Source organism: Amycolatopsis sp. NPDC104863 (assembly GCF_055582965.1).
Genome location: NZ_JBVJOW010000001.1, coordinates 233,291 through 248,158, shown reverse-complemented (window position 1 = coordinate 248,158; position 14,868 = coordinate 233,291). Strand labels below are relative to the sequence as shown.

Genomic DNA, 14,868 nt, shown 5'->3' with positions numbered 1-14,868 from the left:
GTAGAACTTCTACCTAGTCGTAGAACTTCACGGGCACGTCACCACCTGACCTGCCCAGGACAGCCCACCGCCGAAAGCGAACAACAGCACCGGTTCCCCGGACGGCAACTCCCCACGAGACACCATTTTGGACAGTGCGAGCGGAACGGACGCCGCCGAGGTGTTCCCCGAATCGACGACGTCTCGCCCGATCACTACGTCGTCGCGTAGCTCGAGACGGCTGGTCAGCACCTCGATGATCCGCAGGTTGGCCTGATGGGTGACGACTCCCGCAAGATCCGTCGTCGCGATGCCCGCGCGGCGGCAGGCTTCCGCCGCGACGGCGGGCAGTTCCTGCGTCGCCCAGCGGAACACCGACTGGCCGTCCTGAGCGAAGGACGGCTGCCACTCGTCCACGAGCCGGACCAGGTGTCCGCGCGCCGGGTCGGAGCCCCAGACGACCGGGCCCACCGTCGCGGTCTCGGCCGCACTCAGGACCGCCGCGCCCGCTCCGTCGCCGAGCAGGACGCACGTGCCGCGGTCGGTCCAGTCGGTGACGTCCGACATCTTCTCCGCGCCGATGACCAGCGCGTGCCGCGCGGCGCCGGCCTGGACGGCGTGGTCGGCCGTGGCCAGCGCGGTGCAGAAGCCGGCGCAGCCGTTGTTGAGGTCGAAGCAGACCGGGGCGGGAATGCCCAGCCGACCCGCGACCTGGGCGGCGATCGACGGGCAGCGGTCGATCGCGCTGCACGTGGCGACGACGACCATGCCGATCTCGCCCGGCTCCAGACCGGCCGCGGCCAGCGCCTTCGCCGCAGCCTCGGTAGCCAGGTCGGTCACCGAGCCGTCCGCGATGTGCCGCGTGACGATGCCGGTGCGGCGGCGGATCCACTCGTCGGAGGTGTCGACCAGGTCTTCCAGGTCGGCGTTGGTCAGCACACGGCCGGGCTGGTGGTGGCCGAGCGCGGTCAAACGGGAGCCGGGCATCTGTCCCTCCTCGGGGTCGGCCGCCAATATAGCAACCGATCGTTCGGAATCTAAACGACACCCTCAGGAATCCATCCCGCACCGGAGGTCCCGACTCCGTATTCTCGTGCCATGGCCGGAGCCGACCCGTCGACCGTCACCGACCTGCTGCTGGCCCGGGCGGCCGACGATCACCCCGGTCTGCGGTTCGAAGACGAAACCTGGTCCTGGCGCGCCCACGTCCAGACCTCGGCTACCTACGCGGCGGCCTTCACGGCGTTGCGGCGGCCCGGAGTCCCGTTCCACATCGGCGTTCTGACCGACAACCTGCCGGAGTTCTCCTTCGCCCTCGGCGGGGCGGCGCTCACCGGCGCGGTCCTGGTCGGGCTGAACCCGACCCGGCGCGGGACGGCACTGGCCCGGGACGTCCGGCTGGCCGACTGCCAGCTCGTCCTCACCGAGCCCCGGCACGCGGGCCTGCTGGCCGGCCTGGAGCTCGGCCTCGGCCCCGAGCGGGTCCTCGACCTGCACTTCCCCACCTGGCACGACCTCGTCGCCGCGCACGCGGACGCGCCGCTCGCGCCCGTGCCGGCCACACCGGACGACCTGCTGATGCTGATCTTCACCTCCGGCACCAGCGGCGACCCCAAAGCCGTCCGCTGCACCCACGGGAAGATCGCCTTCCCCGGCCGGATGCTCGCGGACCGGTTTGGACTGTCCACATCGGACACTGTCTACCTCGCGATGCCGATGTTCCACTCCAACGCGATCATGGCCGGCTGGTCGGTCGGCCTCGCCGCCGGCGCGACGCTCGCCCTGCGCCGCCGGTTCTCCGCGTCCGGCTTCCTGCCCGACGTGCGCGCGTTCGGCGCCACCTACGCCAACTACGTCGGCCGCCCGCTGTCCTACGTGCTCGCCACCCCGCCACACGCCGACGACGCGGACAACCCCCTGCGCTTCGTCTACGGCAACGAGGGCGCCGAAGCGGACCTGACCCGGTTCGCCGAACGGTTCGGCTGCCGGGTCGTCGACGGCTTCGGCTCGACCGAAGGCGGCGTGTCGATCGCCCGGGGCGCGGACACCCCGCCGGGCGCGCTCGGCAAGCTCACCGACGGCACCGTGGTGCTCGACCCGGACACCGGAAAACCCTGTCCCCCGGCCGAGTTCGGCCCGGACGGCCGGTTGAGCAACGCCCGGGAGGCCGTCGGCGAGCTGGTGAACACCGCCGGAGCGGGCTGGTTCGCCGGTTACTACGGCGACGAGCAAGCGAACGCGTCGCGGCTGCGCAACGGCTGGTACCACAGCGGCGACCTCGGCTACGTCGACCAGGACGGCTACTGCTACTTCGCCGGCCGCACCGGCGACTGGCTGCGCGTCGACGGCGAGAACCTCGGCACCGCGCCGATCGAGCGGATCCTCACCCGCCACCCGGACGTCGCCGAGGTCGCCGTGTACGGGGTGCCCGACCCGGCCGTGGGCGACCAGGTGATGGCCGCCGTGGTGCCCCGGGCCGGGGCGACGCTCGACCCGGCCGGTTTCGCGGCGTTCCTCGCCGAGCAGCCCGATCTCGGCCCCAAGCAGCTCCCCCGCTACGTCCGGATCACCGAGGCCCTGCCGCGCACCGCGACGTACAAGGTCCTCAAGCGCACCCTCGCCGCGCAGGGACTCGAGGGCGCCGATCCCGTCTGGCACCGGCCGGGCCCGGACGTCCATTACCGAACCCGAACACAACGCTGATCGGGCTCTGTCGTGCCGGCCCTAGCGTGCGGGGCATGTCCTCTCGCGCCCGTCTGCTCCTGACCTCGGCCCTGGCTGTGGCCGTCGCCTCGACCGCCGTCGCCTGCACGGCGGACGCCCCGGCGTCCCCGCAGGCCGCGGGCGGCAAGCCGAACATCGTCCTCGTCCTCACCGACGACCTCTCGACGAACCTGCTGCCGTACCTGCCTCACGTGCAGGACATGGCCAAGACCGGCACCACGTTCGCCAACTACACGGTGACCGACTCGCTGTGCTGCCCGTCGCGCTCGTCGCTGTTCACCGGCATGCTGCCGCACAACACGGGCGTGTTCACCAACGGCGGCGCGGACGGCGGCTACGGCGCGTTCCACGGCCGCGGCGACGACAAGTCGACATACGCGACGTCGTTGCAGCAGGCCGGCTACCGCACCGCGATGCTGGGCAAGTACCTCAACGGCTACGACCCGAAGGCCGACGGGGTGCCCCCGGGCTGGAGCGAATGGGACGTCGCCGGGAACGGCTACGGCGAGTTCGACTACGACCTCAACGAAAACGGCACCGTGAAGCACTACGGGAAGACGCCCCAGGACTACCTGGTCGACGTGATGGCCGGCAAGGCCGCGCAGTTCGTCACCAGCTCGGCGGCCGCGCACACGCCGTTCGCGATCGAGCTCGCGACGTTCGCCCCGCACGGCCCGTTCACCCCTGCGCCCCGCGACGCCGACGCGTTCCCCGGCCTCACCGCGCCGCGCGGACCGGCGTTCGACACCCTGCCCTCGGCCGCGCCGCCGTGGCTCGCCTCCCGCACCCCGTTGACGGACAAGGAAAAGAAGACCATCGACCGGGACTTCCGCAAGCGCGCGCAGGCCGTGCAGTCGGTGGACAAGATGCTCGGCACCGTGCAGGAGGCGCTCGACAAGGCGGGCGTGCGCGGGAACACCGACATCGTGTTCACCTCCGACAACGGCTTCCACATGGGCGAATACCGGCTCACCCCCGGCAAGCAGACGGCCTTCGACACCGACGTCCACGTGCCGCTGGTGGTCACCGGGCCCGGCGTCAAGGCCGGCGCGACCGTGAACCAGCCGGTGGAGAACATCGACCTGCGCCCGACGTTCGAAGCGCTGGCCGGCGCCCGGACGCCGCCGGAGGTGGACGGCGAGAACCTGGTGCCGCTGCTGAGCGGCGCGACTCCGCCGGCGTGGCGCGAGGTCGGGCTGGTCGAGCACCACGGCCCGGACTTCGACCGGGCCGACCCGGACAAACCGAAGAAGAACAGCGGCAACCCCGTCACGTACGAGGCGATCCGCAGCGCGACCTACACCTACGTCGAGTACACCGACGGCGCGAAGGAGTACTACGACCGCACGAAGGACCCGCTGCAGCTGCACAACACCGCGGCCGAGCTGCCCCCGGACACCGCGAAGAAGCTGCACGACACCCTGCAGGCCATGATCTCCTGCCACGGGACGGCTTCTTGCCGGCACTGAGGACCTGGTCCGCGGTCACTTCCGGAGCGTGAAACCGAGTTCTCCGCCCCGCGCCCGAAGCTCCTCCCGCGCGTCGGGATGCGCGACGTGGTCGACGATCTGCTGAGCCTGCTCACCCGCGTCGTGCCCCCACACCGCCGCGACGCCGTGCTCGCTGACGATGAAGCTGTGCTGGAACGACGTGACCGGCCCCGCCAGCCGCGGCACCACGGTCGAGACGTCCGCCTTCGGGTGCCACGACGGCAGCGCGATGACCGCCCGGCCGCCGGGTGAGTGCAGGGCTCCCACCACGAAGTCGGTCTGCCCGCCGAAACCCGAGTAGATCTCCCCGCGCACCCGGCTCGCGTTGGCCTGGGCGAACAGGTCGACCTCCAGCGCGCTGTTCACCGAAACCAGGCCGCGCTGCCGGGCGATCACGGCCGGGTCGTTGGTCTTCTCCGTGCGCAGCAGGCGGACCCGGGGATTGCGGTCCACCCACCGGTAGAGCTCGGCGCTGCCGAACACGAACGACGCCGTCACCGGCACCGCCGGGTCGAGCGCGCCGGCCCGGTCGAGGGTGAGCACACCGTCGCTGAACATCTCCGACCACACCGCGAGCCCGCGGCGGCCGGTGACCGCGGCCAGCGTCGCGTCCGGGATGCCGCCGATCCCCAGCTGCAGCGTCGCGCCGTCGGTGACCAGCTCGGCCACCCGCGCGCCGATCGTGCGGGCCGTGTCGCCGAGGAACCGCGGCTCGGGCGACGGCAGCGGCTCGTCGGCCTCCAGCGCGTAGTCGATCTCTTCGACCGGCAGCAGGCCGTCGCCGTGGGTGAAGGGCATCTGCGCGTTGACCTGCGCGACGACCAGACCGCCCCGCGCCCGGGCCGCTTCGACTGCCGCGGGCAGGATGTTCACCTCCGTGCCCAGGGAGACCACGCCGTCCACGGGCGGCGACGTGTGCACCACGACGACGTCCGGCGGCAGTGACTCCTTGAGCAGCTGCGGGACGAGCGACAGCCGGGCCGGGAAGTACCGGAGCCCGGCGCGGCCGCGCATGCCCGGGCCGACGAACGGCGTTTCCAGCAGGACGCCGTCGCGGTCGGGCATCCCGGTCTGCGCGTTCAGCGCGAACAGGCGGTATTCGGCCAGCGCCGCGTCCAGGACGGCGAGCGCCCGCCGGGGAGTGGCGAAGTTCCCGCTGACGACCACCCGGGGCCGCCGGGCCGGCACCCCGGCCAGCACGGCGCCCAGCTGCGCCTCCGACAGGACGCGCATCACCACCCCGCGGCGGGGTCGTCGCCGAGGGCGTGGTCGAGCAGCTCACCCAGCTGGTCGATCTGGGCCGGGGACAGGTTCCGGAACGAGGACTCGATGACGTCGTCCACCAGCGACTGCCCTTCGGCACGCAGCCGCGCGCCTTCGCCGGTGAGCCGGTGCCGCACGGCCCGGCCCGGCCCCGGGACCCGCTCGATCAGCCCGCGGTCGGCCATCCGGGTGGCCAGCGAGCCGAAGGACTGGTCGGTCTGGAAGGTCAGCACCGCCAGCTCGTGCAGGGACGCGTCGGGCTCGCGGTGCAGGTGCCGCAGCGTGTCCCACTGCACGAGCGAAAGCCCCAGCGGCGCGAGCGCCCGGCTCAGCGCGCGGTGGTGGCGGTACTGCAGGCGTTTGACGGCCAGGCCGACGTCACCAGGGCGGTACTTCATGCGGCCCAGCCTAGCTCATCGAAGACAGGTTGCTTATCTAAAGAAGCTTATATAAGGTTCCTTAGGTAAGTCCCCGCCGATCCCGAGAAGGAACCATGACGACCCTCCCCGCCGCCGGCTCGCTCCGGCCCACCCGCACCGAAACCCACACCCTCGGCCCGGTCGAGGTGACCGTCCAGGACCGCGACCGCACCCGCCCGTTCCTGCTCCTGCACGGCGGTGGCGGCGTCGCGACGATGGCCGGCTTCGCCGACCTGCTCGCCGAGCGCACCCACTCCCGCGTGCTGCTGCCCACCCACCCCGGGTTCGGCGGCACCCCGAAGCCGGACGGCCTGAACAGCGTCGCCGACCTGGCCGGGGTGTACGTCGACCTGCTGGAGCGGCTCGACCTCACCGACGTGACCGTGCTCGGCAACTCCTTCGGCGGCTGGCTGGCCGCCGAAATCGCCCTGCGGAAGAGCCCGCGGGTGAGCGGCGCGGTCCTCGTCGACGGCATCGGCATCGAGGTCGAGGGCCAGCCGATCACCGACGTCAGCGGCCTTTCCCCGGCCGAGCTCCGGGCGTTCTCCTTCCACGACCCGAGCAAGGCGCCGGTCCCGCCGGGTGGGGGCACCGGCCCGAGCCCGGACGTGCGCGCGCTGATCGGCTACACCGGACCGGCGATGGCCGACCCGACGCTCGCCAAGCGGCTCGGCGACATCGACATCCCGGTCCACGTGCTGTGGGGCGAAAGCGACGGCATCGCCGGCCCGGGGTACGGCCGGGCCTTCGCCGACGCCATCCCGCTGGCGAAGTTCACGCTGCTGCCCCGCACCGGCCACCTGCCGCAGGTGGAGACACCCGAAGAGCTGCTCGGCGCGCTGCTCGACCTCTGATCCTTTCCCGAAGGAGAACCCCGTGAGCACTCCCTTGAGCGTGACCCGGATCGGGCACGCCTGCCAGCTGATCGACGTCGGCGGGATCCGCGTCCTGACCGACCCGTGGTTCACCGAGACCGCCACCTACCACCAGGGCGAGCCGGTGGCCTCGAGTGTCGAATCCCTCGGTGCTGTCGACGCGGTCGTGGTCAGCCACGAGCACTACGACCACTGCGACCTCGACGCGCTCGTCGCCGGCGGCTTCGACCTCGGCACGCCCCTGGTCGGGCCGGGCACGGTCGCGGCCATCGCACGGGACAAGGGCTTTCGCGACGTCCGCGCCATCGAAGCGTGGGAGGCCACGACGGTCGGCGACCTGACCGTGACGGCGGCGCCGGGCAAGCACGGCGTCCACGAGGTCACGTTCGTCATCCAGGCCCACGACCGCACGGTCTTCTTCGGCGGCGACTCGCTGCGGGTGCCCGAGCTGGACACGATCCCCGACCGGTTCGGGCCGGTCGACCTGGCCATCCTGCCCACCAACGGCCTGTGCGTCCGGCCGCTGGACCTGCGTCAGGTGGTCATGGACGCCGAGGAAGCAGCGGGTTTGACGGCCGCGCTGAAGCCGGCGCTGGCGGTGCCGCACCACTACGCGTTCCACAGTGGACGGCTGGGCGACCGGATGCTCACGAAGGCGGACCAGGACCCACGCCACTACGCGGACGCGGTGGCCCGCCTCGCCCCGGAGATCAAGGTGCGGCTGGTGTTGCCCGGAACCGTGGTGACGGTCCCGTGAGTGAGGGTCGGTTCACCCCGGAGATCCCCGACACCGGTGTTGACGCGTTTCGCGGTCATCTGGTCACCGGGCATGTCGCGCGGTTCTTCGGGAAGTTGGCGCAGCACAGTTACAGATCCCTTGCGGTCGACCCGGCCAGCGCCGACAAGGACATCCCCAGCGCCACACCGATCATCGTGAGCACGCCCCGCGGCCAGAAGATGTGACTGTCGAGAAAGGACACACTCGCGACCAGGAGAACAACGCCACCCGGCACCGCCGCCCACCACCCCGCGCGCACGACGACCGCGGCCACGACGAACCCATTGGCGACGAGAAAACACCCCGCCCCGATGAGACCGAGCAGGTCGCCGATCTCGAACAGGGCGCCGACGACCGGGGTCGCGCCGTGCTGGGCGTGGACCACCGTGCCCGCCGCGATGCCCGCGACCGCGTCGAGCGCGCCGTAGAACGCCGCGTACCCGTACGCCGCCAGGCGGCCGGGCCACCGGAGCCACCGGGGCGCCGGAGCCAGCAGGACCCATTGCGCCACCGCCAGGAGCGGGAAGACCGGGAGCAGGATGACGTGCAGCGTCATCCACCAGGGCGCGGTGGCCGCGTCGAGCACCCCGGGGTGGACCGCGCCGAAAGCCGCGAGCAGGAGCCCCGGCACGGCGAAAAGGACACTGCGTGACTTGACCACCCGGTGACCCTAACCCCGGCGTTCCGGTAGCTGACGGCGTTCGCGCAGGCGGGCGAGGTCCTCACGCATGTCCGTGGGCAGGAGCTCGGCCATCTGCTCGGGCCGCAGCGGCAGGTCGAGCAGGCTGAGCTTGACGCGGCTGCGCTGCGCGTGCCGGCCGGGGTCCAGGCGCACCACCTGGGCCGCGTCCGGGCGCAGCGTCGCCGTCAGCGGGGTGGCGGCTTCGAGCGGCCGCCACGCGTTCCCGTCGACGCGCAGCATCGGCGCGGCGCTGCGGGCCACCCCGCGCAGCGTGACGACGTCGCGGGCGGGCAGCACGATCGAACGGCTGACCCCGGACATCGACGCGACCGGGGTCACCGCGAGCACCTCGGCCGCCGGGGAGATCACCGGCCCGCCGGCCGCGTAGTTGTACGCCGTGGAGCCGGTCGGGGTGCTCAGGATCAGCGCGTCGCAGCGGTAGTAGCCGAACTGGGCCCCGTCGACGAGCAGGTCGACCTCGACCGTCGCGCCGGGCGTGGCCCCGCCGACGACCACGTCGTTGAACGCGACCGCCGTCGCGTCCCCTTCCGCCAGCACGATGCAGCTGTGCGGCTCGACTTCGAAGTCCCCGGCGTGCACCCGCTCCAGCGCCCCGGCGAGCTCCGGGGGCGTGATCTCGACGAGGAAGCCGACGTTGCCGTAGTTCACCCCGAGCACCGGCACCGGCCGCTCGACGGCCAGCCGCATCGCGCCGAGCATCGTGCCGTCCCCGCCGAGGCTGACCACGGCGTCCACCCCGGCCGCGAACTCGGCGTCGGACACCACCGGCACGCCGGCTCCGACCTGCGCGGCGTCGGTTTCCCGCGCCAGCAGCCCGACCCCGTGCCGTTCGGCGAACGAGACCAGCACCTCGACCGAATCCCGCACCGGCTTCCGCGGGTGCGCCACCACCCCGACGCGGCCGATCCCGAAGTCTCCCATGCGGCCATTCTGGCCGGTCGGAGCCCGGAGCGCTCCCCCGCCCACCCGCACGGGCGTCCTCTGTGGACGACTTTCGCCGCAGGCCAACGGGTTTCCCGGCGTTAGGCCGTCCGGCGCAACCGGCCGCCCGCCTACGGAGCCGCTTAGCCCGGCGGCGGCGTGGGTATTCCTCCCGGTATGGGAACTTGGGGCAAGCGGCTCGTCGTTCTGGCTGTGGCGGTGGTGGTCCTGGCGGCGGCGGCACTCGTCGCCTCGGCCGTGCACCTGTTGCCCCAGCTGCGCAACCCGTTCGCCGAGAAGACCGAGGAGCACTCAGGACCGGTGCTGCTGCAGTCGATCGTGGAGCTCTCCCGCTACGAGGCGGCGAGCGGTTCGTTCCAGGTGGTTGTCGACATCTCGACCAGCTCGGTCCTGCCCAGCTTCCTGGTGGGCAGCGACACGCTGTTCATCGGCGTCGGCACGGACAACGCCTTTGTCGACTTCTCCAAGCTGAAGGGTGACGCGGTCAAGGTTTCCGACGACCGCCAGTCCGCCACGGTCACCCTGGGCCACGCGCAGCTGGAGCCGGCCACCCTGGACGTCCACCAGTCGCACGTGTACGCGGAGCGGCAGGGCCTGTTCACCAAGATCAACGACTTCCTCAGCGGGAACCCGAACTCCCAGCAGGCGCTGTACGAGCTCGCCCAGAAGCAGATCCAGGGCGCGGCCGCGAAGAGCACGCTGGTGGCCGACGCCGAGCGGAACACGAAGACGATGCTCACCGGGCTGCTGCAGTCCCTCGGGTTCAAGAACATCACGGTGAACTACGCCGAGAACCCCAGCGGCTGACCCCGCGTCGCCGGTCCGGCGGGCGCCGCCCACCGGACCGGCCGCGCGGTGCTAGTGCGGCTGTTGCTGCTGTTCCTTCTTGTCCTCTTCGGCCCACGCCGCCTCGGCCTGCATCTGGATGTCGGTGAGCCCGCGGTCGACCTGGACGATGTCCTTGCCCGCCCAGCCGACGAAGTTCTTCGAGCTCTTGGCGTCGGAGAGGGACTTCAGCATCGGGTAGTAGTCCGGGTGCTTGGCCTTCAGCCAGTCGTCGACGAACTTCATCTTCTTGTAGCTGTCGCCGAACTTCGTCTTCAGCCAGTCCTCGTGCTTCTTGATCGTCGAGACGTCGTGGTCGCTCAGGTGCGACTTCGGCGGCGTCGGCTTGGGGGGCTCCGGCGGCTTCGGCAGCGGCCGCGAGAAGTTCGGCGTGGTGCCGTCACCCGGCGGCCGGGTGCTCGGCGTGCCGCCGCCGGTGGCCGGGGGGCCGTCGTGCGTGACCGCGGTGCCCGGCGGCGGCAGCGGCCGCGAGAAGTTCGGGGTCGTGCCGTCACCCGGGGGCCGGGTGCTGGGCGTCGCGCCGCCGGTGGTCGGCGGGCCGTTGTGGGTGATCGCGGTGCCCGGCGGCGGCATCGGCGTCATCTCGTGACCCGCGCCGGAGGAGCCCGGCTTCCCCTTGACCAGCTTCGACAGCCCGGTGAGCCGGGCCAGCGTGCGACCGGCGTAGGAGATGACCTTGGCGAGCTTCGCCATCATCGCCGCGACCTGCACCGAGACCGTCGCGACGCACTTGGTCACGCCGACCGCGATCGACGCGCCGAACGTCGGGATCGCGAGCGCGAGGGCGATCAGCATCGTGGAGATGATGTCGCCGAGGATGGTCGTGATGATGTCGCGCAGCAGCGAGCGGACCGCGCCGATCAGGGCCCCGGTGGTCTCGACCATGTAGCCGGCGACGTCGGCCGCCTTGGCGTTGGCGTCGATCCAGCCCTTCCGGTCGTTGATCGACTTCAGGAAGCTGTCGTAGCCCTTGCCCTGCCACTGCGTGATCGTCGCCTTGAGGGTCTCGTCGAGCTCGGTGCCGGTGTGGCGCAGCGACTCGCCGATCTTGTGCAGCTCGTTGGCGACCTTCGTGACCTCGGCCGGGTTGCCCGCGACCTGGTCCAGCGGCCACTTCAGGAACGAGACGTGCTCGATCAGCCAGCCCAGCCCGGCCGCGATCAGCTTGGCCAGGGGGTCCATGGCGAACGCGACGGTGTCGAGCACGGCGCTGATGACGTTGATGCCGAGCTCGACGCTGACGGCCGCGAGGTCACCACCGTGTTCGGTCTGGACCTTGCCGATCGAGTCGCCGACCTGCTTCCAGCTGTCGAAGACGCCGGCGCCGGTCGTCGAGTTCGATGCCGTGATGGGAACGGTCACTTGCCCAGCTCCGTCTCGAAGGTGCTCAAACCCTTGGCGGTGTTCGAGTCGTGGGTCGCGTACGTGTCGGCGGCCTTCTTGACGTCGTCGGCGGACTTGCCGATGTCCCCGACGAGCTTGCCGATCTCCCCGGCGATCACACCCATGGTGATGCGCGAGGGCACGGCGAGCACCTGCGCGAGCAGGATGCCGAACGCGGCGTTGTCGAACCCGTTCGCCGCCTGCATCCGGTTCGCGGCCTCCTGCACCGCCGGCTGTGTGGTGCCCGACAGGAACTGGCTGAACTTCTGCAGCTCGTTCGGGTCGACCGTGAAACCGTCTCCGGAAACCACTGGTTCTCCTCCTCCTACCAGGGGTTGCTCTCGCCGTCGTCCTCCGGCTCGGGCCGGGGACGGCGGCGCGGCTGACCACGCTGCGGTTGCGGTGGGCTCGGCGGCTGCGGGCGCGCGGGCGGGGGCGGGCGGTCGCCGCCCTCCGGCATGAACTTGGCGTTGGCGTCCGGCGGTGTTCCCTCGTCCGGCTCGGGCGCCGGCAGGAACTCCGACAGCAGCTCGCGCGCCGCGGAGCTCTCGCCGACCATGCCGTCGAACGCGTCGGCGACCTGGGCCGAGACCTTCTGCTGCGCGCGGCCGATCAGCTGCATCACCAGGCCGGACAGGGCTTGCGGGGACCGCTCGTACGCGCGGGGGCCGAACCGGAGGTCCTGCAGGACCCCGCTCGGGCCGACGGTCACCTGGACCGCCCCGTCCGGCGCCTGCACGGTGGCGACGGCGGACTGGAGTCGTTCCTGGGCCGCCGCGGCCTTGGCCTGAATCTGCTCGAGCTCGGCGTTGAACGCGGCCAGCGGGTCGCCGTCACCGCCGCCGGGGGGCACTGACTGTGTCAATTTGTCCTCGTCGCGAGAAAGATCTGGAGTGCTGAGAAGTCAATCAGCGCCGTTCTAACTCGAGATGACACGCACAGAGCCGCCGGCTGAACGGGGCGTGGATCGGCGTGGTTTTCCTCGGGAACGGCCGGCGATACCGGACAAAACACCGGCGGCTCCCGAAGGCCGCGACCGGCCGCCTCAGTGACAGATCGCGACCTCCGGGTACCGCGCCGACGGCCGGTCCGGCAGCGGCGACGGCTTTCCGCGCAGGTGCCGGTCGAAGAACGCCCCGACGTAGGCCCGGGTGATGGCCTGGGCGCGTTCCGCGGTGGTGGTTGCGGGGAGGCCGACGCCGAGCTGGTCGGCGAACAGCGCGACGTCGGTGAACGACGGGTGCACCGTGCCCGCGACCTCGACCCAGCGTTTCGGGCCGGTCATCCGGGCCCAGTCCCGCTCCCAGTCCGCGCGCAGCGGCGCGCACCGGGTCGCGGGGTCGAGCTGATGGCTGACGAACAGGAACGGCCGGGACAACCCCGGTGCGGGCAGCGGAACCGCCGTCGCGCCGTCGATGTTGATCCCGGCCTTGATCCGCGGGTCGGCGGCCATCGCGGCGATCGTGGCCGCGCCGCCGACCGAGTGCCCCGCCATGCCGATCCGCGCCGGGTCGATGAGGCCGGCGCCACGCCACCGCGGCTGTGGTCCGGTCAGCGCGTCCAGGACGAACGACACGTCGGCGGCGCGGCTGCGCATCTGCTTCTCTTCGAACCCTTCGGGCCGCTCGCCGCCGCAGGAGACGCACCCGACGAGGCGGCCGTCGGGGAAGCCGGTGGCGACGTCTTCGTAGGTGTGACCGACCAGCGCGACGACGTCGCCGTGGCTGGCCAGGTCTTCGGCCAGCGCGGTCAGGGTGGCCCGCGGTTTGGTGTAGCCCGGGGAAAGGACGATCAACGGCAGGCCGCGCGGGCGACCGGCGGGCCGCGCGCCGGCCACGGAGTTCGTCCGGGTGGTCGCGAACAGGTCGGGCGGGCCGGTGAGACCGCTGGTCGCGAGCAGCGCGGCCGACTCCGCCGGGGTCACGTACTGCGTCTTCGGCCCGTTCGAAGGGACTGCCGGGTAGAAGAGCGAGACCATCAGTTCCCGGTAGGGCACCGAGGGCACCCACGGGTCCGGGCGCGTGGTGTCCTTCAGGTACAGGAACGCACTTCCGACCGCATGGCGACCGGTCGGCTCGGGCAGGTGGAGCACCGGGACCGCGACGGCGGGCGCCGCGGCCAGGGTCAAAGCGGTGACGATGCCGAGACCGAGCACGATTCTCTCCTTCGCCGGCCTGTGGCAGCGAACGCCCCCAGCGGGAAGCTTCGCAGGTCGTCGCGCGCGGCTCACTGGTGCAAGCAGGTGCACGGCCGGCCCACCCGCCCGCTGACTCGCACTGCGGATTGAGTGCACGCATGTACACTCAACAAGCATGGTGCACACTGAGGTCGTGACCACCCGTCCCGGACGGGGTGACGCCTGATGGCCGAAGTGGGGATGCGGCCGCCGGCGTCGCCGCTGCGGCGGCGGGCCCTGCGCGCGCTGCGCTGGCTGTTCACGCCGTTGCGGCCGGACGACTACCTGGAACTGATCAACCCCCTGTGGTCGACCCGGGAGCTGCGCGGGCGGATCGAGCACGTCCGGCCCGAACGCGGCGGCGCGGCGACCGTGCTGATCCGCCCCGGGTTCGACTGGGTCGGGCACGAGCCCGGGCAGTACGTGCGGCTCGGCGTGGTCATCAACGGCGTCCACCACTGGCGCGCGTACTCGCTGACGTCGAGCCCGGACCGCGCGGACGGGCTCATCTCCGTCACCCCCAAGAAGGTCGACGGCGGTGTCGTCTCGCCGTACCTGGTCGAGCGGGCGCACCCCGGCGAGGTCGTGCGGCTCGGTGAGGTCGAAGGCTCCTTCACCCTGCCGGAGCGCCTCGACCGCGGGCTGCTGTTCGTCACCGCGGGCAGCGGCATCACGCCGGTCATGAGCATGCTGCGGCACCTCGACCCGGGCCCTGGCCTGCGGGACGTCGTCCACGTGCACTCGGCGCGGGACGCCGACGGGGTCACCTTCGGCGAAGAGCTGGCCGCGCTGGAGAACCGGCACGACGGCTTCCGGCTCGAATTGCGCATCACCAGCCTGGACGGCCGGTTCTCCCCCGCCGAGCTCGACACGCTGTGCCCGGACTGGCGCGAGCGGGAAACCTACGGCTGCGGGCCCGGCGAGCTCCTGGATTCCCTGCAGGCGCACTGGAAGAGCCACGGCGACGTCGACCGGCTCCACCACGAGCGGTTCCAGCCGATCGTCGGCGGCGAAACCGCCGACGGGACGGGCGGCACCGTGCGGTTCGCGCACCGGAACCTCGACGCGGACTGCCCGCCCGGCACCCCGATCCTCGTCGCGGGCGAGAACGCGGGAGTCGAGATGCCGTTCGGCTGCCGGGTCGGGGTCTGCCACACCTGCGTGCTGCCGATCCGGGAGGGCCGGATCCGCGACCTGCGCACCAACGCCGTCAGCGAGAAGCACAACGAGATCGTGCGCACCTGCGTGCACGGCGCCGAAGGCCGGGTCACGGTCGAACTCTGAGCGGAG

The 14,868-nt window shown here is 71.7% G+C and carries 15 protein-coding genes; 6 read left to right on the top strand and 9 right to left on the bottom strand.

Translation table 11 applies throughout. The features are described from left to right. Positions 1-27: 27 nt before the first annotated feature. Positions 28-966: a beta-ketoacyl-ACP synthase III gene (locus ACZ63J_RS01155; protein ID WP_465400506.1), complete on the bottom strand. Its 939-nt coding sequence runs from the start codon at positions 964-966 to the stop codon at positions 28-30. Positions 967-1,077: 111 nt separating this feature from the next. Between ACZ63J_RS01155 and ACZ63J_RS01150 the strand changes: the two genes are divergently transcribed. Together ACZ63J_RS01150 and ACZ63J_RS01145 are read left to right on the top strand one after the other, a co-directional pair. Continuing rightward, a complete protein-coding gene (locus tag ACZ63J_RS01150; protein ID WP_465400507.1) occupies positions 1,078-2,682 on the top strand; it encodes a long-chain-fatty-acid--CoA ligase in 1,605 nt (534 codons plus the stop codon). A 35-nt stretch (positions 2,683-2,717) separates the two neighbouring features. Beyond that, positions 2,718-4,172 (top strand): sulfatase family protein, encoded by a 1,455-nt coding sequence (locus ACZ63J_RS01145; RefSeq protein ID WP_465400508.1) that lies wholly within the window; start codon positions 2,718-2,720, stop codon positions 4,170-4,172. Positions 4,173-4,187: 15 nt separating this feature from the next. Here the strand turns inward: ACZ63J_RS01145 and ACZ63J_RS01140 are convergent, their stop codons facing one another. After that, the gene (locus tag ACZ63J_RS01140) at positions 4,188-5,426 is read right to left on the bottom strand and encodes an acetyl-CoA hydrolase/transferase family protein (protein ID WP_465400509.1); all 1,239 of its coding nucleotides are present in this window, start codon (positions 5,424-5,426) and stop codon (positions 4,188-4,190) included. Next, positions 5,426-5,854: a MarR family winged helix-turn-helix transcriptional regulator gene (locus ACZ63J_RS01135; RefSeq protein WP_465400510.1), complete on the bottom strand. Its 429-nt coding sequence runs from the start codon at positions 5,852-5,854 to the stop codon at positions 5,426-5,428. Before ACZ63J_RS01135 ends, ACZ63J_RS01140 begins: the two co-directional genes overlap by 1 nt. A 95-nt stretch (positions 5,855-5,949) precedes the next feature. On the opposite strand from ACZ63J_RS01135, the gene ACZ63J_RS01130 reads away from it, so the two are divergent. Together ACZ63J_RS01130 and ACZ63J_RS01125 are read left to right on the top strand one after the other, a co-directional pair. Next, positions 5,950-6,729, top strand: coding sequence for an alpha/beta fold hydrolase (locus ACZ63J_RS01130; RefSeq protein WP_465400511.1), 780 nt, complete (start codon positions 5,950-5,952; stop codon positions 6,727-6,729). 22 nt (positions 6,730-6,751) lie between these two features. Beyond that, positions 6,752-7,507, top strand: a complete 756-nt coding sequence (locus tag ACZ63J_RS01125; RefSeq protein ID WP_465400512.1) for an MBL fold metallo-hydrolase — start codon at positions 6,752-6,754, stop codon at positions 7,505-7,507. A 109-nt stretch (positions 7,508-7,616) separates the two neighbouring features. Here ACZ63J_RS01125 and ACZ63J_RS01120 read toward each other — a convergent pair whose 3' ends face one another. Beyond that, positions 7,617-8,189: a hypothetical protein gene (locus ACZ63J_RS01120; RefSeq protein WP_465400513.1), complete on the bottom strand. Its 573-nt coding sequence runs from the start codon at positions 8,187-8,189 to the stop codon at positions 7,617-7,619. A 9-nt stretch (positions 8,190-8,198) separates the two neighbouring features. Next, complete coding sequence (locus tag ACZ63J_RS01115) at positions 8,199-9,152, bottom strand: NAD(+)/NADH kinase (RefSeq protein ID WP_465400514.1); 954 nt, start codon at positions 9,150-9,152, stop codon at positions 8,199-8,201. A 177-nt stretch (positions 9,153-9,329) separates the two neighbouring features. On the opposite strand from ACZ63J_RS01115, the gene ACZ63J_RS01110 reads away from it, so the two are divergent. Then, the gene (locus tag ACZ63J_RS01110; RefSeq protein WP_465334510.1) at positions 9,330-9,980 is read left to right on the top strand and encodes a DUF4230 domain-containing protein; all 651 of its coding nucleotides are present in this window, start codon (positions 9,330-9,332) and stop codon (positions 9,978-9,980) included. A gap of 51 nt (positions 9,981-10,031) precedes the next feature. Here ACZ63J_RS01110 and ACZ63J_RS01105 read toward each other — a convergent pair whose 3' ends face one another. From ACZ63J_RS01105 to ACZ63J_RS01090, 4 genes are all read right to left on the bottom strand, one after another. Continuing rightward, positions 10,032-11,381, bottom strand: coding sequence for a hypothetical protein (locus ACZ63J_RS01105; RefSeq protein ID WP_465400515.1), 1,350 nt, complete (start codon positions 11,379-11,381; stop codon positions 10,032-10,034). Then, positions 11,378-11,713, bottom strand: a complete 336-nt coding sequence (locus tag ACZ63J_RS01100) for a hypothetical protein (protein WP_465313352.1) — start codon at positions 11,711-11,713, stop codon at positions 11,378-11,380. Before ACZ63J_RS01100 ends, ACZ63J_RS01105 begins: the two co-directional genes overlap by 4 nt. A 14-nt stretch (positions 11,714-11,727) precedes the next feature. Then, the gene (locus tag ACZ63J_RS01095; protein ID WP_465400516.1) at positions 11,728-12,267 is read right to left on the bottom strand and encodes a YbaB/EbfC family nucleoid-associated protein; all 540 of its coding nucleotides are present in this window, start codon (positions 12,265-12,267) and stop codon (positions 11,728-11,730) included. A 180-nt stretch (positions 12,268-12,447) separates the two neighbouring features. Continuing rightward, positions 12,448-13,557 (bottom strand): alpha/beta hydrolase family protein, encoded by a 1,110-nt coding sequence (locus tag ACZ63J_RS01090; RefSeq protein WP_465400517.1) that lies wholly within the window; start codon positions 13,555-13,557, stop codon positions 12,448-12,450. A gap of 207 nt (positions 13,558-13,764) precedes the next feature. Between ACZ63J_RS01090 and ACZ63J_RS01085 the strand changes: the two genes are divergently transcribed. Beyond that, positions 13,765-14,862 (top strand): ferredoxin reductase, encoded by a 1,098-nt coding sequence (locus tag ACZ63J_RS01085; protein WP_465439281.1) that lies wholly within the window; start codon positions 13,765-13,767, stop codon positions 14,860-14,862. The last annotated feature ends 6 nt before the right edge of the window (positions 14,863-14,868 follow it).